Origin of the sequence: Legionella cherrii (assembly GCF_900635815.1) — a bacterium.
GTDB classification, from domain to species: Bacteria; Pseudomonadota; Gammaproteobacteria; order Legionellales; family Legionellaceae; genus Legionella; species Legionella cherrii.
This window is the reverse complement of sequence record NZ_LR134173.1, coordinates 3087322-3103786: the sequence shown is the minus strand read 5'-3', so window position 1 is coordinate 3103786 and position 16465 is coordinate 3087322. Positions and strand designations below refer to the sequence as shown.

Below are 16465 nucleotides of genomic sequence, written 5' to 3'. Positions count from 1 at the left end.
TAAATAGGATTAGATACTTCATTTTTTTCGATAGAGTATATCTAACCAAGATATTTTAAAATGCTATTTTTAGCTTAGCATTTTTATCTATCTTGGGTATACTTCTACTTTTGGCTATAACCGGAAAAGTGAGAATGCCTGAAAATTGGGTCGAAATCAAAAATCTTAGCTTCACACGCGAGAGCCGTTGCATTTTCAATGGAATTGATATGGTGGTTAAGCGAGGCAAGATTACTGCAATTATGGGGCCTAGTGGTTCTGGAAAAACTACTTTATTACAGTTAATTGGAGCCCAGCTAAAACCTGACAGTGGTTTGATTCATGTCAATGGTCAAAATGTGCACCAATTGTCTCGTAAGGCTTTGTATGACGCAAGGCGTAATATGGGCTTACTTTTCCAAAGCTCTGCTTTATTCACTGATCTTTCTGTATTTGATAACGTGGCCTTCCCATTGCGTGAGCATACATTGTTAAATGAATCCATGTTACGAGACATCGTATTAATGAAATTAGAAGCGGTCGGACTGCGGGGGGCTTCAAATCTGATGCCTGATCAATTGTCAGGAGGAATGGCCCGACGAGTTGCTTTAGCGCGTACTATTGCTCTGGATCCCGAGCTGATGATGTATGATGAGCCGTTTACTGGCCAGGATCCAATTTCTTTAGGTGTTTTAGTTCGTTTGATCAAGCGGTTAAATGAATTACTGCATACTACAACAATTATCGTGTCGCATGATGTTGAAGAAACCTGTTCTATAGCTGATTATATTTATCTTATTTCTGGTGGAAAAATCATAGGACATGGCACTCCCGAGGAACTTATACAATCATCAGAGCCTCAAATTAAACAATTTATGCATGGCGAAGCGGATGGAGTGGTTCCTTTTCATTATCCTGCCAGATCCTATTTAGAGGAGCTATTAGATGCTTGAGTTCATCACGCGTATCGGTAATCGTAGTTCACGGATTTTGCAAGACTTGGGAACTTCCGGCTTATTTTTGTTTTTAATGTTATTCAGACGACCTGGTATTGCAAGGCTTTGGCCTTTGCTACGCTATCAAATTTATTTCGTGGGTGTTTTGTCGTGTTTGATTATTGTTGTTTCTGCATTATTTATTGGGATGGTTGTCGGTTTACAAGGTTATAATACGTTGCAAAAATTTGGTGCTTCAAGCCAATTAGGGCAATTATTGGCTTTAAGTATCTCAAGAGAACTTGGACCGGTAATTAGTGCTTTGTTGTTTGCAGGGCGTGCGGGTTCGGCTTTAACTGCTGAGATTGGTTTGATGAAAGCAACAGAACAATTATCCAGCATGGATATGATGGGTGTTGACCCTTTGGGTAGGGTTATTTATCCTCGTTTTATAGCAGGCTTTATTACTTTGCCGCTTTTAGCCTTAATTTTTTCAGCTGTAGCGATTTTTGGTGGTTACTTTATTGGGGTGCACTGGTTAGGTGTCGATGCAGGAAGTTTTTGGTCCAACATGCAAGCAGCTGTGGATTTCCGTATTGATGTACTCAGTGGTATCATTAAAAGTTTAGTTTTTGCTTTTGTTGTAACCTGGATTTCTGTATTCCAGGGTTTTGAATGTGTTCCTACTGCAGAAGGTATTAGTCAGGCGACGACTAAAACAGTTGTTTATTCATCGCTTGCTGTATTAGGGCTTGATTTTTTGTTGACCGCAATGATGATTGGAGATTGGTAAATGAGTAAGCAACGTTATGTAGATTTTAGTGTTGGGCTATTTATGTTGCTTGGTATATTGGCTTTATTGGTCATGACAATGAAAGTAAGTAATCTTTCAAGTTTTATGGCTCATGACAGTTATGATGTAACGGCTGATTTTACCGATATTGGTGGTTTAAAAGTGCGTGCGCCTGTGACAGTAGCGGGAGTTAAAATTGGAGAAGTAACTCATATTGAGTTACAACCTGGTGAACTCAATGCCAAGGTCACTATGCGCTTACGTAGCGATAAAAAAATCCCTTACGATGATGCTTCGGCACGAATTTTGACCGAGGGTTTGCTTGGTTCCAATTATATCAGTATCGTTCCTGGTTTTGAGGATGAGGAGAATAAAGATCATCCTTATTTGCAAAATGGAGACGTGATTGGAAAAACACAAGAAGCGATTATTCTGGAAAATTTAATTGGTCAACTACTCTTTAACATTAAAAAATAAGGTCAGAGACATGAGAATAATAAAAACATTTTTATTAGTTGTCAGCGTCATTTTATCCCCTGTAATGCATGCGTCGCAAAACTCTCCTATACCCATGCTGGAGCAAACTGCGAATAACATCATCGCTACGCTTAAAGAAAATAAGTCGAGTTTGAAAAATAATCCTGATGTCATTTATAAGGCGGTAGAAACCAATTTGCTCCCTATTGTTGATGTAACGGGGATGTCACGTTCGGTTTTAGGTAGACAAGCATGGAGTAAGGCAACCGATACGCAAAGAACGCAATTTTCAAAAGCGTTCACTCGTCTCGTAATTCGTACGTATTCTAGCCCTTTAGCACAGTATAGCGATGAAAGCGTACAATTTTTGCCTTTAAGAGGCTCATTGAACTCTCGTTTTTTGCGGGTTAATAGCATTATTGTACGTGCTGAAGGTCAAAATATCCCTTTGTCCTATAGCCTTGTTGCAAAAAATGGTCAGTGGAAAATTTATGATATTAGCGTTGAAGGGGTAAGCTTACTGCAAAGTTTCCGATCGCAGTTTGCAGCAGCATTACAGAACTCCAGTATTGATGAAGTCATCAAGCTAATGGAAAAAAAGCAACTTAAAAGGGCGTCATAATTGTGAGTACAGTGTATTTTAAACCCGGCCTCGATCTTTCATTTAAATCTGTTGTTGCAGTGCGAGCAAAGCTTTATCAAGCTTTGATGGAAGATAAAAGTGGCAAATTTGGCTTGGATCTAAGTGATGTGAAGCATTGTGATAGCGCTGGTTTAGCTTTACTTATCGAAGCCAGGAAATTATGTAAAAAAAATAATAAGGTATTTGAAATTATTGGAATTCCTGCTGAAACCCAATCCTTAGCCGAATTTTGTGGTGTTAAAGGTATTTTGGAGGCCGTATAAATTTTGATGATTCAGTGGTAATACTCAATTTTTGGAAAATGGTTACTTTTTGAGAATTATAAATTGTAGCCTGGGTGATGCGTAGCGTAACCCGGGTTTTCTTTTTTTTATTTTGGGCGATAAAGCATCGACGAAAGCATATGCCGTCCTCGACAAATTTGTTGCCAAAAGTTGTATTTATTTCTATTTGTGGGCTAATTTTAATGATAAGTAATGAAGAAATTGAACAAAAATTTAAAGCCATTGATGATGTTTCCTACATCAAAGTGGAGGGGGATGGTTATCAATATCAGATAACCGTAGTAAGTGACGTCTTTTTAAATAAATCCAAAGTAGCAAGACAGCAGTGGGTCTATGCCCAGCTGAAAGAGTTAATTACTTCTGGCAAGCTGCACGCGATTAGCATGAAGACGTGGACGAAAGAAGAATGGGGAAAGCAACATGGATAAATTATTAATTAACGGTGGTAAGGCACTGAATGGTGAAGTTGTCATTTCAGGAGCAAAAAATGCGGCTTTACCTATTATGGCGGCAAGCTTGCTTGCTCGAGATCATGTGACCATTTCCAATGTTCCTCATCTCAAAGACATAACGACAATGATGGAGTTATTAGGCCAACTGGGAGCTCATTTGATCGTAGATGAAAAAATGAATGTTCAGGTTGATGCAAGCCAAGTGAATGAATTTGTTGCCCCCTATGATTTAGTTAAAACAATGCGCGCTTCAATTTTAGTATTGGGCCCCTTACTCGCTCGATTTGGTAAAGCGGATGTATCTTTACCAGGAGGATGTGCTATTGGGACAAGACCTGTTGATTTGCATTTAAAAGCGTTAAAAAACTATGGGGGCTGATATCACAGTAAAAAATGGTTATATTAATGCTCGTTGCAGACGTGGTCGTTTGCAAGGGAAGCGTTTAATGTTTGATACCGTTACTGTGACTGGAACTGAAAACGTACTTATGGCCGCTACTCTGGCTGAAGGGACCACCATTATCAAGAACGCGGCACGTGAGCCTGAAGTGGTTGATCTTGCTAATTTTCTAATTCAAATGGGTGCAAAAATTTCTGGGGCTGGAACTTCAATCATTGAAGTTGAAGGAGTTGAATCTCTTTCGGGAGGTACTTATTCAGTCATGTCTGATCGGATTGAAGCGGGTACTTACTTGGCAGCTGGCGCTCTAACCCGAGGTCATGTGACTGTAAAACGCGTACGCCCTGATACCTTATTGTCGCAATTGTGTAAGTTTGAAGAGGCAGGAGCTGAGTTAACCATAGGGGAGGATTGGGTAAGTCTTAATATGCACAATCAACGTCCTCAGGCTGTAAATATCTCTACTGCACCTTATCCTGCGTTTGCAACAGACATGCAGGCTCAATTTATGGCAATGAATTCCGTAGCAGCTGGTTCTTCAACGATTGTTGAAACGATATTTGAAAATCGTTTTATGCATGTACAAGAGCTACAACGCATGGGAGCACAGATTCAACTTAATGGAAATACTGCACTAATTAATGGGGTTGAAAAATTAACTGGTGCACCTGTGATGGCAACGGATCTACGTGCTTCAGCCAGTTTGATTTTAGCTGGATTAGTTGCTGAAGGGGAAACCTCCGTTGAGCGTATTTATCATGTGGATAGAGGTTATGAACGTATCGAAGAAAAATTATCTTTATTAGGTGCTGACATCAAGCGAGTTTCTGACCGGTGATTACTAAAGAAGAACTATCGTTATACCTGCATCAATTCTTAGAGTGTGGTCGATACAATGATTATGCTCCAAATGGAATGCAGGTTGAGGGTAAAGAACATATTAAACGAATTTGCACTGCGGTGACGGCCTCTGAGGATGTAATTTCCCAGGCAATTGCGTGGAGCGCCGATGCATTGTTGGTTCACCATGGCTACTTTTGGCGTGGTGAAGCGTCAATGATTATCGGGATGAAACGTAAACGGATTTATAAATTATTGTGCAATGAATTAAATTTATTTGCATACCATCTTCCTTTAGATTGCCATCCTGAGCTTGGAAATAATGCATGTTTGGCTAAATTATTTGAAGTGGATTTGGTGCATACGCATCGTGCAGGAAATACGGATAATCTTCTATGGTCGGGAAAGTTAAATCAAACCATGAAACCGACAGAATTTGCTGAGTACTTGGCAAAAAAATTACAACGTGATCCTCTGTTGATCTGTGGTGGGGAAAAGCCAATTACTCACATTGCCTGGTGTAGTGGGGGAGCTCAAGATTTTATTGAGGAGGCCTATCGTTTAGATGTCGATGCATATATTAGTGGAGAAATATCGGAGCGGACGTATTATCAAGCAAAAGAATTAGGCATTCATTACTATTCTTGTGGACACCATGCAACAGAACGTTATGGGATTCAGGCCTTAGGTAATCATCTAGCCTCTCAATTTGAGTTGGAACACTTGTTTATTGACAGTGATAATCCTATTTAAACATTATTGAAGCTAGAAAGGAAAACTAAACAGAGTTGTAGCCTGGTTTCCGCTATGTTGAACCCAGGCTACAATTGTTCAGATTACAGAATCATTTTTAATTAATGATGAACATCCAATGGCGTTATATTACCCACAGTAAACGTAGGCCCATGATCACCAGGCTCAAAACTGTCGGGATTTTGGTTATCCAGAACTTCCAGCTGAATACTTACTCCATCTAATGGGAAGTCTTTCATTAAATCTCTTCCCATTTCAGTAGCTATAATCTCCCAAAATATTTCTGCAGGAAACTCTTCAGAGGGCTCCATATATTTTAAAACAGCTGTACGTAAGATACGATAATCAGGATACTGGTTAGTTGGTAGATTGTTCTTATAGGCATAACGCACATAAATATTAACTGTTTGTCCTGATTGCCTGCTTGTATTGTATTTGGGGATAACAAATTGGAAATAATTTTTTTCGTTATGATCTTCATCACTCATTGAAGCGAATGAAAAGGGAGGATAACAGACAATTACCATAACCAATAAAATAATTTTGAATAAATTTTTCATAAAATTCTCCAATAAAAATGGACCAATAATTAAATAATCATCACTGCGATTGACTTAAACTAGGAGCTAATTATTGGAAAATGATCGTGGTGGTTTGTAGATACGCGCACTAAATCCGGCGCACAGACAGAGAAGAAATTGGAAAAATGAAAGTAAACCCACACGTAAATATGTTTTTAATAAGCTGCATACTGCTGGTATTGCATAGGCTTGGCCAAGATTACAGCGAATAAAGCAGGTACGGGGGATTTTTTGTGAGCACTGACTTGTAGATCCAACAGCTGAGGTGGGCGCAAAACTGAGGACGTTGATTTTGTTGCTTATCTTATATGAGAATATCACAATAAGCATTGAAAAAAGTATCAAAAATGCTTTCATGGGCATTATTTTATCAGACTAATTATTTTTATCAAAAATTATCATTATTGAAAAACGAGTGAAATGAAATGTGCTACATTTAATAAATCAATAGTGATTTACCCTCATGCAGCTCTTGTACCAGTAGGCTTCATAAGCTAACATGATTTGATAATCGCTAAAGGATTGTTTTAATGATCAATTTTCGTTACGTTATGTTTTTAGTTTTTTTATTTTGCTCCTTTTCGAGCCATTCAAATACCAACGGAAAGCACAATAAAGCTTTTCGAAATTTTTGGCATCCTACATTTCTTGGAGAGCGTCTCGATTATTGTACCGTAGATGGCAAAGAGTGCGGCAAAATTGTAGCAGATCGTTATTGTCAAATGCTGGGCTACGATTATTCCAGTGATAATGAAATTGCCTACAATACAGGGCTAACCCATTACCTATCAACTGGCGAGAGTTGTAAAGGTTGGCGGTGTAATGGGTTTATGACCATCGCTTGTGTCACCAACTTATCGCATACCCCTCCCAAACCTTATCATTATCGAGAAAAACGGTTTGCCGTTCCTCGTTTTAATGATTATCGTGTGGATTGGTGTTATGACCAAAAACAAGGCTGTGGTTCACGAGCGGCTAATTCTTTTTGCAGTCGTATGGGGTTTCTACAAGCCAAATATTTTGTGAAAGAAACTCAAGTAAGCGCTACTAAAACAATTGGAAGTCAAGAGTTGTGTTTTGGTAACCAGTGTAATGCGTTTAAATTGATTGTGTGTTACCGATAGTTAACTAGTTAAAATCTTTTCTCGCTTTATGGGAAAAAGAAATGATGGTGCAAGTATAAAAAACTTAAGGATAAGTTTATGAGTATTAATGACAAGGTTTTTATCATCGATAATGATGCAAGTCGTAGTGACAAATTATGTACGATACTTGATTTTATCGGTGAATCGACTGAAGTCAGTAAATATGGCGAGTGGCAAATTGCCGATATAAATCCTGATGTGATTCTTTTTGGTGCAAGTGAATCGATTCAGGAGACTTTAAATGAACTGGACTTATTGGTAAACAAGTTTGTCAAAGTACCGGTTATTGTGGTGGGGCAAAAACTAAATCATACGCAATGCCTATTGCGTAATGTAGTTGCTTGTCAACCTTTCCCCTTTACCTATGCACAAATCATGGAATCTTTGCACCAATGCCAAATTGCGAAAGAGGCAGTCAATTCGATTCTTATCAGCAATCAAAAAAATCCTTTATTACGCAGTCTGGTGGGGAATAGCAAGGGTATTCGCACTGTTCGCAGACTAATAGAGCAAGTATCTGATACTGAAGCCAGTGTTTTAATTCTTGGAGAATCTGGAACAGGTAAAGAAGTGGTTGCTCGTAATATTCACAGTCTATCTTCAAGAGCCAGTAAGCCATTTATTCCAATTAACTGCGGGGCTATTCCTGCAGAATTACTCGAAAGCGAATTATTTGGTCATGAAAAAGGGGCATTTACCGGTGCAATTACTTCGCGGCAAGGTCGATTTGAATTAGCAAATGGAGGTACTTTATTTCTTGATGAAATAGGTGATATGCCCTTACCTATGCAAGTAAAATTATTGCGAATATTACAAGAACGTTGTTTTGAACGAGTAGGCTCTAATAAAAGTATCGATGTAAATGTTAGAATTATTGCGGCAACTCATAGAAACTTAGAGGAAGCCATTAAAGAGGGCAAATTCAGAGAGGATTTATTTTATAGACTTAATGTATTCCCTATAGAAATGCCTCCATTAAGAGAGCGCGCAGAGGATATTCCACTGCTATTTAATGAATTGATTTCACGTATTGAGAATGAAAACCGACCTAGTGTACGTTTAATGCCAGATGCTATGGTTGCACTAAGTGAGTACAGTTGGCCAGGTAATATTAGAGAATTGGCGAATTTAGTAGAGCGTTTAACTATTTTGTATCCGAAAGGAATCTTAAGTAAAGAAGATTTACCCCAAAAAGTTCGAGGTGAATATAAAGCTCCCTATACGGAATCTGACACGTCGAATTCTGAACGAGAAGCTTTATTAGAGGGGATGAATCAAGAGCAGACGCCTGGTACAGAGGGTATCGATTTAAAAGAGCACTTGGTGAAAACGGAGTTAGCTCTGATTAGTCAAGCTTTAAATGAAGCCGATTGGGTAGTTGCTCATGCTGCAAGTTATTTGAATATGCGACGTACTACTTTAGTTGAAAAAATGCGTAAATATGGGCTTACTCGTCCTGAGCGGGTATGAATTTAAGCAATAGTATTCTTTACAGACGCCCCCTCATACCGAGTAAAGCGAGGTATCTCCCTGTTGAGAACTATGTCCTAATGGGGAGATACCTCATGATACTCGGGATGACGGCAATAAATTAGGTGGGGGCTGCGCTGCACTCAGACTGCAATGCTAATCAGTGTTAACCATTATTGTTTGGTGTCATCAGGTTTTGATTCTTCAACAGGGGTAGGTTCTACATTAGGCGCATCAGCTTTTTGGGGTTTTGTTTCTTTAACGGGTTCTGCTTGTGTTTGCGCTGCCTTTTCTGCTTCTTGAGCTCTATTTTCTTTATAATTCTGAACGATTTCACCTACGCTCTTTTTGATGTCGGTATATAATTTGCCTGTCATTGAAGCTAACTCTTTAAGATCAGGAAGTTTTGATTTAAAGTCACTCATAGCTCACTCCATTTTGTAATCTAAATTAATTATATACCATTATCTCGAATTCGGTAGTTTATTTAGCATATTGAATATTAAAGCTTTTTAGGGGCTTGTTTCCTTAGCCCCATGGGTGCATCAATCGCATTGCCGGCTTAAGTAATTTGTTAGCCAGAGATGCTTTGGGCGGAACAATGAGTTTGAATGCTTTATAATGAGTAATCCTTTCCAGGAGATAATCATCGCTGGTGCATAGCTTATCAACAAGTTTGAGATCAAAGGCATCTTTAGCTAACCAATGTTCCCCGGTAGAAACTTCATCAATATTTAATTGTTCGCGATTAGCTCCTACATAATTTCTAAACGCAGCATGTATCTTCTCCAGGTCATCCTGAGCTTTTTTTCTGCCTTTTTCAGTATTCTCACCAAACAGGGTTAGCGTTCGTTTGTATTCCCCAGCAGTTAACAACTCTACATCAATATCGTGCTTTTTAAGCCAACGATGGAAATTAGGGATTTGCGCTACTACACCAATAGATCCAATGATTGCAAAAGGGGCTGCAATGATTTTATCCGCAACGCAGGCCATTAAATAACCTCCACTGGCAGCCATTTTATCGATGCTCACAGTTAAAGGAATTTTTTTATCGCGAATGCGTTGCAGTTGTGACGCTGCTAAACCATAGGTGTTGACTATACCACCAGGGCTGTCCAGGCGTACTAAAACTTCATCTTCAGGTTTGGCAGTACACAGGATTGCAGTGATTTCCTCTCTGAGTTGTTCTACCTGGGAGGCTTTAATGTCACCATGAAAATCAATTACATAAAGGGTTGGCTTTTTGTCTTTATTTTTTTTCTTCTTAGGAGGTTTCACCCCTAAAACTTTTTTATTCATTGTGGATATGATATGATCATAATGCTCATTTAGTGAGATTACCTCCAGTTTAGGTTTCGGCTTGCGACTCATTGAAAAAAAACCGGCAAATACAATCAGGCAGGCAATAACTACAGTGATTGATTTTAAAAGGAACAGACCGTATTGAGTTAAAAATTCCATTGTTGACCTTTAAAAAAATAAAAACAAATTATGGCGATCAATAGGGTAGTTAGCAAGGGGCTATTAAGTAGATTTAATAAGTTGTAAGAAGGCTGGGGATTATGGAATCTGACAAATTAAGCCAAAATGAAATTAAAAACTTACAGAAAATTTTGATCGAGTAGTAGATTAATTAAAAGCGAAACCTGAATACGAAAAAGTACTTGCTTTGAGCCAAGGATTGGTCACTTGGTTTTTCAGGCTCGATACATCCAAAGTGAACGCATTTAGAGAAATGGTTGCGGAGCGGTAAAGAGATTTGGAGCTTGAAAAGTTTTTGGAAATGAACCTATAAAATAAAACTTGTTTTGTTTTCTAGTTCGAGTACTATTTCTTTACACAGTGTGGCCTGGGTGAAGCGCGGCGGAAGATGGGGATTATAAATTTTTCCCAGCTCCTCCCTAGCTGCATGAATATCCAGAAATTCAACCTACAGTATATCTTTGACCTATGCTTGATGTGATTAACCTTGATTTTGATTATCAGGATCAGCCTTTATTAAAGAATGTAGCTTTTCATTTGCCTGTAGGAGGTTTGCTTCATTTACGTGGTAGAAATGGTGCAGGCAAGACAACCTTATTGAAATTAATTGCTGGTTTATTTCATCCGCATCAGGGTGAAGTGCAATTTTTTGGCCAGAATATAGCAAAAGACTATTCCGCTTACCAACGTCAGTTGTGTTTTGTGGGTCACAAAGCCGGTATTAACCCTAATTTAACCTTAAGAGAGAATTGTTATTTTGATCTACATTATGCCTCCTCATCATCGGCGAGTGTAAAAAAAGATCAATCTAATGCAATTGAAGAACTCGCTTCGATATTTAAACTCGAACAGCACCTTGATATGGCGTGTGGGTTGTTGTCCTCCGGACAGCGAAGACAAGCTGGATTGTTGCGGTTATGGTTCTCTTGCGCCAAATTATGGCTTCTTGATGAGCCTTTAGTTGCTTTAGATGACCGCGCGATCCTACGGGTCATGGATAAAATAGCCAGTCATCGAAAACAGGGCGGGGCTGTTCTATTAACATCCCATCAGCAATTACCACTAAATTCATCTGATTATGAGGAGTATTGTTTGTGAGCTCCTCTTTTTCTATTTTTGCCAAACAATGCAACCGGGAATTACTTATTCAGATACGGCAAATACGTTTTTTAGTGAACGCATGCTTGTTTTTCTTAATTTTTCTTTTTATGTTTCCGTTGACGATTAAGCCGGAGGTTGTCCTGCTTCGCACTGTTGCTCCTGGCTTAGTCTGGATGGCAATACTTTTATCTTTGCTGCTCTCAGCTGAACGTTTATTTCAACAAGATTATGAACAGGGCGTAATGGAACAATGGATTATTTCCGGTCACTCTTTGCCTTTACTCATTGCTGCAAAAGTAATTGCTCATTGGTTATTTAATTTACTTCCGTTACTTGCTTTATGTCCTTTGGTTGGCTTGCTTTTTTCATTAAGTGTTTGGGAAACTGAAGTACTTGCACTGACTATTATTTGTGGTACTCCTTCTTTATTATTTCTTTGTGCTCTAGCCGCTTCATTTGGAGTGGGAATTAACCAAAAGGGTCTTTTGATGGCGTTGATTTTGCTGCCGTTAACCTTGCCTATACTCATTTTTGGAAGTGGAACTGTAAATATTGCCATGCAAAACCTGCCAATTAGTGCTTATTTGGCCTTATTATTGGCTATGTCGGTAGTTGCAATAGGATTTTTACCGTACGCAATTGCCGGTATCATACGCATCAGTCATGTTGAATAAGTGAATGAAGCCTTTTGTAACCTGGATTAGCACAGCGCAATCTTTTTGCCGTCATCCCGAACATGGCGTGGTATCTGCCGAATGGAGCACGAGGTGTTGATGGAAGATCCTTTCGCTCGGGATGACGTGGTGAGGCTGCATTTATTTGAAACGGATTTTGCGAATAAGGGGATGCGTGTTAAAATCCGCTTTTTTTGATTCCAATTATTCCTATGTGGAAATTATTATATCAACTGGCATCACCTAAGTTTTTTTATAATGCCGCTGGACGTCTTACTCCAAGTTTGGCTGTGGGTGCCCTAGTGGCATTAGTTGTTGGTACCATTTGGGGGTTGGCTTTTACTCCACCTGACTATCAACAAGGCGACGCATTTCGTATTATCTATGTACATGTTCCCAGTGCATTTTTGTCGATGATGCTTTATGCCTGGATGGGGTTTTTAGCGGTATTGCTTTTGATCTGGCGAATTAAAATCGCCGGTCTTTTAATTAGCATTGTTGCTCAAATTGGCCTGAGTATGGCTTTTCTGGCCCTAGTAACCGGAAGTATTTGGGGTAAACCCATGTGGGGGGCATGGTGGGTTTGGGATGCACGTTTGACTTCTGAGTTAATTCTTCTATTACTTTATGCGGCAATTTTAGCAACACACTATACGGTAAAAAACAAAGAAGATGGCGATAAAATCATCGCTATCTTAACCTTAGTTGGCGTCATTGATTTACCAATTATTCATTATTCAGTGTATTGGTGGAATACATTACATCAAGGCTCTACTTTATCAGTTTTTGCTAAGCCCAAAATTGATGGCAGCATGCTGTATCCTTTGTTGTTAACCATAACCGGATTTTTTTTATATTGTTTGTGGATTATTTTAGAGAAAGCACGCCAAGAATTATTGCTTAGGGAAAAAAGACAATCTTGGGTTAGGATTCAATTTGAAGGGGAATTTAAATGAATCAATTTTTAGAGTGGTTGGCAATGGGGGGGTACTCCATGTATGTCTGGCCAGCCTATGGTTTGGTGGGTGTAGTTTTGATCATGAACCTGTTAGGGATGAAATGGAAAGGGAAACAGACACGCCGACAATTACAACAATGGTTTAAGCGATAAAAAATGACTCCAGCACGCAGACGTAAGATAACCCTTTTAGTATTTACCATGTCTATTTTATCTATAGCTGCCGCGTTGGTATTATATGCTCTTAGGCAAAATATTAGCTTATTTTATACTCCGAGCCAGGCGGTGAAGGGTGAGGCACCACAAAAACACCCTATTCGGATAGGGGGTATGGTAGAGAAAGGTTCCATTATCCGTTCAACAAAAGGTTTGGATGTAGCGTTTAAGATAACCGATTTTGATCAAACCATAACTGTGACTTATACAGGCATTCTTCCCGATTTATTTAGAGATGGACAAGGTGTGGTTGCTGAAGGGCAACTGATTGATAGTCAACATTTTCGCGCCTCACAAGTATTGGCGAAACATGATGCGAATTATATGCCGCCGGAAGTGAAAGCTGCTTTATCCAAAAAGGTACATACATGATTGCAGAATTAGGACTTTTTTCTTTGATTTTGGCGTTGCTTTCCTCCATTATGCTTGCATTAATTCCATTGGCTGGATTGCAATTAAAACGCCCAAATTGGATGGATGCTGCGAGGACTTATGTCGTTTGCCAATTTTTCTTTATCGCTTTGTCCTATCTTTTTCTGACCCTTTGTTTTTTAAAGAATGATTTTTCAGTCATTTACGTAATGAGTAATTCCAGTATTTCCTTACCTTGGTTTTACAAGTTGTGTGCGGTTTGGGGCGGACATGAAGGCTCGATGTTGTTATGGGTTTCTATACTAAGTTTTTGGACATTGCTGGTGGCTCTTTGCAGTTCGGGTTTGGATAAGGAAATGCGTACGAGAGTTTTAGTTGTGCTTGGCTGGTTAAGTATTGGATTTATTCTGTTTTTGCTGACTACATCCAATCCTTTTTTGCGTCAGTTTCAAGTTTTAGACACTCAGGGACGTGATTTGAATCCTTTATTGCAAGATCCTGGTTTTTTATTCCATCCACCTATGTTGTATATGGGGTATGTTGGTTTTTCTGTTGCTTTCGCGTTTGCCATTGCTGCTCTTTGGGCCGGTAAGGTAGAAGCCAGTTGGTCCAAATGGACTAGACCTTGGACATTAGCTGCATGGTGTTGTTTAACGACTGGAATTACCTTGGGAAGCTGGTGGGCTTATCGTGAGTTAGGCTGGGGTGGTTGGTGGTTTTGGGATCCGGTAGAAAATGCTTCGTTTATGCCTTGGCTGGTAGGAACTGCGTTGTTGCATTCTTTAGCAGTGACGGAACAGCGCCAGCAATTTAAGGCGTGGACTATGTTGCTTGCAATAGCTGCATTTTCTTTAAGCCTCATTGGTACTTTTCTTGTGCGCTCTGGTGTTTTGACTTCAGTTCATGCCTTTGCGGTAGATCCGCAGCGAGGATTATTTATTTTAGGATTTTTAGTGTTGGTCATTGGAGGTTCTTTATTGTTATTTCTTTTTAGAGCACAAACGTTACACTCTGATGGTAATCCCAGTCCTTTATCCAGGGAAAGCGCTTTATTGTTAAATAATGTTTTTTTAGTAGTTATTATGCTCACCGTCTTAATGGGTACCGTGTACCCTCTACTTATTGAAGGTTTAGGACTAGGCAAACTCTCAGTAGGAGCCCCATATTTTAATTCAGTATTCGTTCCTTTGATGATTCCCATGTTGTTATTGATGGGAATAGGTATTCATCTAAGATGGAATAGTGATGATTGGCGTGGGGTATTAAAAAAACTTTGGAAGCTTGCTTTGCTTAGTTTCTTAATTCCGCTCGTTTTGCTCATTGCGACCACAAAAGAATTTAATGCTTCCGCCTTTATGGGATTAACTCTCGCGTTTTGGGTGATCATGAGCACTGTTAAAGCGGCTTACAGACGAATTTTTGATCGCGGTTTAACTCAAGTTGGACAAGCCTATTGGGGAATGATTCTGGCGCATTTAGGTGTTGCAACCACAGTAATTGGTATTGCGGTTTCTACTGCTTACGGTGTGCAAGATGATGTGCAAATGGAACCCGGAAAAAAAGTAGCTTTGCTTGATTATTCGATAGCGTTTATGAGTCAGGAGCCTTTATCTGGACCTAACTATAAAGGAACTAGAGCACAATTTGAAATAAGTTATAAAGGGAAAACGAAACTGATTTATCCTGAAAAAAGACTGTACAATATAGGCCAAATGGCTATGACTGAATCAGCAATTGATGTAACTCCCTTTAGAGATATCTATGTTGCATTAGGTGAGCCATTAACCAATGATTCCTGGTCGGTAAGGTTATACTATAAACCTTTAATACGCTGGATTTGGGCTGGCGGATTTATGATACTGGCAGGTGGTTTTTTTGCGCTGACTGACAGACGATATTATCAAAAAAAGGCGATCGTAGTCAGCGCTCAGGAGTTGAAGGCATGAAAAAAATAGGATGGAAAGTAGTTCCAATCACTCTTTTTTTGTTGCTTTGTATTTTTCTTTGGCGTGGTTTATCTTTAAATCCACATGAGCTGCCTTCCGTGCAACTTGGTAAGTCTTTACCTCCATTTAGCCTACCTCAATTGAATGATCCGAATTCATTTTTTGATTCCAAGCAGTTGCGTGGCCAGGTTGTTTTGTTAAATGTTTGGGCAAGTTGGTGTGCGGCCTGTGTGGATGAACAGGTTTTAATGTTGCAACTAGCACGTGAAGGCATACCAATTTATGGATTAAATTATAAAGATCAATCGGTTAATGCTCTTCGATGGTTAGAACAGTGGGGAAATCCTTATAAGCTCGTGATTGAAGATAGGGATGGAAAAGTGGCTATCGATTTAGGCGTTTATGGCGCACCAGAAACGTTTGTCATTGATAAGCAAGGAATAATCCGATATCGACATGTTGGAATCATGACACAAAAGGTATGGCTAAAAGAAATTTTACCCTTAATCAAACATTTGGAGCAGGCCTAGTGGCTCGAGTATATTGCCTATTTTTTGGAGTTTTAATTTTTTTAGGTTCGTCTGCTTGGGCGAACAGTACTTATCCTTTGGATTCCGCTCAAAAGGAAGCTCAGTTTAATCATCTACTTAAAGACTTACGTTGTTTGGTTTGTCAAAATCAAGATTTGGCTGACTCTAATGCAGAATTGGCTAAAGACTTGCGTGCTCAGGTTTATCAAATGGTTAAGGAGGGGAAGAGTGATACTGAAATCAGTGATTATCTGACTGCTCGTTATGGCGATTTTATATTATTTAATCCCCCTGTTAAGGCAGTAACTTATTTATTGTGGTTTGGACCTATTTTATTTTTAGTATTAGGGTTTGTTATTTTTTGGCGGACTTGTTTTAGAATGCGAGAGAGGGAAAGGACATAATCGATCCACCGATTGTAAAACATTCGG

At 39.2% G+C, this 16465-nt stretch carries 20 protein-coding genes and 1 pseudogene; 18 read left to right on the top strand and 3 right to left on the bottom strand.

What is annotated here, in order from left to right; genetic code table 11:
• Positions 1-134 precede the first annotated feature (134 nt).
• The 8 genes and pseudogenes from EL022_RS13195 (at position 135) to EL022_RS13160 (ending at position 5556) form a co-directional block, all read left to right on the top strand.
• On the top strand, positions 135-932 hold the full coding sequence (locus tag EL022_RS13195; RefSeq protein WP_028380125.1) for an ATP-binding cassette domain-containing protein: 798 nt from the start codon (positions 135-137) through the stop codon (positions 930-932).
• A complete protein-coding gene (gene mlaE, locus EL022_RS13190) occupies positions 925-1707 on the top strand; it encodes a lipid asymmetry maintenance ABC transporter permease subunit MlaE (RefSeq protein ID WP_028380126.1) in 783 nt (260 codons plus the stop codon). The genes EL022_RS13195 and mlaE overlap by 8 nt, the downstream gene beginning before the upstream one ends.
• Positions 1708-2184, top strand: a complete 477-nt coding sequence (gene mlaD / locus EL022_RS13185) for an outer membrane lipid asymmetry maintenance protein MlaD (protein WP_028380127.1) — start codon at positions 1708-1710, stop codon at positions 2182-2184.
• A 10-nt stretch (positions 2185-2194) separates the two neighbouring features.
• Positions 2195-2806, top strand: a complete 612-nt coding sequence (locus EL022_RS13180) for an MlaC/ttg2D family ABC transporter substrate-binding protein (protein WP_028380128.1) — start codon at positions 2195-2197, stop codon at positions 2804-2806.
• A gap of 2 nt (positions 2807-2808) precedes the next feature.
• On the top strand, positions 2809-3090 hold the full coding sequence (locus EL022_RS13175; protein WP_028380129.1) for an STAS domain-containing protein: 282 nt from the start codon (positions 2809-2811) through the stop codon (positions 3088-3090).
• Positions 3091-3293: 203 nt separating this feature from the next.
• Positions 3294-3539: a BolA family protein gene (locus tag EL022_RS13170; RefSeq protein WP_028380130.1), complete on the top strand. Its 246-nt coding sequence runs from the start codon at positions 3294-3296 to the stop codon at positions 3537-3539.
• Positions 3532-4801: pseudogene (gene murA / locus EL022_RS13165) on the top strand (UDP-N-acetylglucosamine 1-carboxyvinyltransferase). Before EL022_RS13170 ends, murA begins: the two are co-directional and overlap by 8 nt.
• Entirely contained in the window at positions 4798-5556 is a 759-nt protein-coding gene (locus EL022_RS13160; protein ID WP_028380132.1) for a Nif3-like dinuclear metal center hexameric protein, read from the top strand. Before murA ends, EL022_RS13160 begins: the two are co-directional and overlap by 4 nt.
• Positions 5557-5657: 101 nt before the next feature.
• On the opposite strand, the gene EL022_RS13155 is transcribed toward EL022_RS13160, so the two are convergent.
• The gene (locus EL022_RS13155) at positions 5658-6116 is read right to left on the bottom strand and encodes a hypothetical protein (RefSeq protein ID WP_028380133.1); all 459 of its coding nucleotides are present in this window, start codon (positions 6114-6116) and stop codon (positions 5658-5660) included.
• 551 nt (positions 6117-6667) lie between these two features.
• On the opposite strand from EL022_RS13155, the gene EL022_RS13150 reads away from it, so the two are divergent.
• Both EL022_RS13150 and EL022_RS13145 read left to right on the top strand, forming a co-directional pair.
• Positions 6668-7261 carry a hypothetical protein gene (locus EL022_RS13150; protein WP_028380134.1) on the top strand — a complete coding sequence of 198 codons (594 nt, stop codon included), beginning with the start codon at positions 6668-6670 and terminating at the stop codon, positions 7259-7261.
• Positions 7262-7339: 78 nt separating this feature from the next.
• On the top strand, positions 7340-8752 hold the full coding sequence (locus EL022_RS13145) for a sigma-54 dependent transcriptional regulator (RefSeq protein WP_028380135.1): 1413 nt from the start codon (positions 7340-7342) through the stop codon (positions 8750-8752).
• 173 nt (positions 8753-8925) lie between these two features.
• Here the strand turns inward: EL022_RS13145 and EL022_RS13140 are convergent, their stop codons facing one another.
• Together EL022_RS13140 and sohB are read right to left on the bottom strand one after the other, a co-directional pair.
• Entirely contained in the window at positions 8926-9177 is a 252-nt protein-coding gene (locus EL022_RS13140) for a hypothetical protein (RefSeq protein ID WP_028380136.1), read from the bottom strand.
• A 103-nt stretch (positions 9178-9280) separates the two neighbouring features.
• On the bottom strand, positions 9281-10216 hold the full coding sequence (gene sohB / locus EL022_RS13135; RefSeq protein ID WP_028380137.1) for a protease SohB: 936 nt from the start codon (positions 10214-10216) through the stop codon (positions 9281-9283).
• Positions 10217-10705: 489 nt separating this feature from the next.
• Between sohB and ccmA the strand changes: the two genes are divergently transcribed.
• The 8 genes from ccmA to EL022_RS13095 all read left to right on the top strand — a co-directional run bounded on the left by ccmA (position 10706) and on the right by EL022_RS13095 (position 16438).
• Positions 10706-11335 carry a heme ABC exporter ATP-binding protein CcmA gene (gene ccmA, locus EL022_RS13130; RefSeq protein WP_028380138.1) on the top strand — a complete coding sequence of 210 codons (630 nt, stop codon included), beginning with the start codon at positions 10706-10708 and terminating at the stop codon, positions 11333-11335.
• A complete protein-coding gene (ccmB, locus tag EL022_RS13125) occupies positions 11332-12012 on the top strand; it encodes a heme exporter protein CcmB (protein ID WP_028380139.1) in 681 nt (226 codons plus the stop codon). The genes ccmA and ccmB overlap by 4 nt, the downstream gene beginning before the upstream one ends.
• A gap of 212 nt (positions 12013-12224) precedes the next feature.
• A complete protein-coding gene (ccmC, locus tag EL022_RS13120) occupies positions 12225-12968 on the top strand; it encodes a heme ABC transporter permease CcmC (RefSeq protein WP_028380140.1) in 744 nt (247 codons plus the stop codon).
• Positions 12965-13123 carry a heme exporter protein CcmD gene (gene ccmD, locus EL022_RS13115; protein ID WP_028380141.1) on the top strand — a complete coding sequence of 53 codons (159 nt, stop codon included), beginning with the start codon at positions 12965-12967 and terminating at the stop codon, positions 13121-13123. The genes ccmC and ccmD overlap by 4 nt, the downstream gene beginning before the upstream one ends.
• 3 nt (positions 13124-13126) lie before the next feature.
• Positions 13127-13558 (top strand): cytochrome c maturation protein CcmE, encoded by a 432-nt coding sequence (ccmE, locus tag EL022_RS13110; RefSeq protein ID WP_028380142.1) that lies wholly within the window; start codon positions 13127-13129, stop codon positions 13556-13558.
• Positions 13555-15504 carry a heme lyase CcmF/NrfE family subunit gene (locus tag EL022_RS13105; RefSeq protein WP_028380143.1) on the top strand — a complete coding sequence of 650 codons (1950 nt, stop codon included), beginning with the start codon at positions 13555-13557 and terminating at the stop codon, positions 15502-15504. The genes ccmE and EL022_RS13105 overlap by 4 nt, the downstream gene beginning before the upstream one ends.
• Positions 15501-16034: a DsbE family thiol:disulfide interchange protein gene (locus EL022_RS13100; protein WP_028380144.1), complete on the top strand. Its 534-nt coding sequence runs from the start codon at positions 15501-15503 to the stop codon at positions 16032-16034. Before EL022_RS13105 ends, EL022_RS13100 begins: the two co-directional genes overlap by 4 nt.
• Complete coding sequence (locus EL022_RS13095; protein WP_028380145.1) at positions 16034-16438, top strand: cytochrome c-type biogenesis protein; 405 nt, start codon at positions 16034-16036, stop codon at positions 16436-16438. The genes EL022_RS13100 and EL022_RS13095 overlap by 1 nt, the downstream gene beginning before the upstream one ends.
• Positions 16439-16465: the final 27 nt, after the last annotated feature.

Excerpts from the sequence above, each read along its gene's own strand:
- EL022_RS13195 (WP_028380125.1), top strand. The coding sequence starts at position 135 with ATGCCTGAAAATTGGGTCGAAATCAAAAATCTTAGCTTCACACGCGAG.
- mlaE (WP_028380126.1), top strand. The coding sequence starts at position 925 with ATGCTTGAGTTCATCACGCGTATCGGTAATCGTAGTTCACGGATTTTG.
- mlaD (WP_028380127.1), top strand. The coding sequence starts at position 1,708 with ATGAGTAAGCAACGTTATGTAGATTTTAGTGTTGGGCTATTTATGTTG.
- EL022_RS13180 (WP_028380128.1), top strand. The coding sequence starts at position 2,195 with ATGAGAATAATAAAAACATTTTTATTAGTTGTCAGCGTCATTTTATCC.
- EL022_RS13170 (WP_028380130.1), top strand. The coding sequence starts at position 3,294 with ATGATAAGTAATGAAGAAATTGAACAAAAATTTAAAGCCATTGATGAT.
- EL022_RS13155 (WP_028380133.1), bottom strand. The coding sequence starts at position 6,116 with ATGAAAAATTTATTCAAAATTATTTTATTGGTTATGGTAATTGTCTGT.
- EL022_RS13150 (WP_028380134.1), top strand. The coding sequence starts at position 6,668 with ATGATCAATTTTCGTTACGTTATGTTTTTAGTTTTTTTATTTTGCTCC.
- EL022_RS13145 (WP_028380135.1), top strand. The coding sequence starts at position 7,340 with ATGAGTATTAATGACAAGGTTTTTATCATCGATAATGATGCAAGTCGT.
- EL022_RS13140 (WP_028380136.1), bottom strand. The coding sequence starts at position 9,177 with ATGAGTGACTTTAAATCAAAACTTCCTGATCTTAAAGAGTTAGCTTCA.
- sohB (WP_028380137.1), bottom strand. The coding sequence starts at position 10,216 with ATGGAATTTTTAACTCAATACGGTCTGTTCCTTTTAAAATCAATCACT.
- ccmA (WP_028380138.1), top strand. The coding sequence starts at position 10,706 with ATGCTTGATGTGATTAACCTTGATTTTGATTATCAGGATCAGCCTTTA.
- ccmC (WP_028380140.1), top strand. The coding sequence starts at position 12,225 with ATGTGGAAATTATTATATCAACTGGCATCACCTAAGTTTTTTTATAAT.
- ccmD (WP_028380141.1), top strand. The coding sequence starts at position 12,965 with ATGAATCAATTTTTAGAGTGGTTGGCAATGGGGGGGTACTCCATGTAT.
- ccmE (WP_028380142.1), top strand. The coding sequence starts at position 13,127 with ATGACTCCAGCACGCAGACGTAAGATAACCCTTTTAGTATTTACCATG.
- EL022_RS13105 (WP_028380143.1), top strand. The coding sequence starts at position 13,555 with ATGATTGCAGAATTAGGACTTTTTTCTTTGATTTTGGCGTTGCTTTCC.
- EL022_RS13100 (WP_028380144.1), top strand. The coding sequence starts at position 15,501 with ATGAAAAAAATAGGATGGAAAGTAGTTCCAATCACTCTTTTTTTGTTG.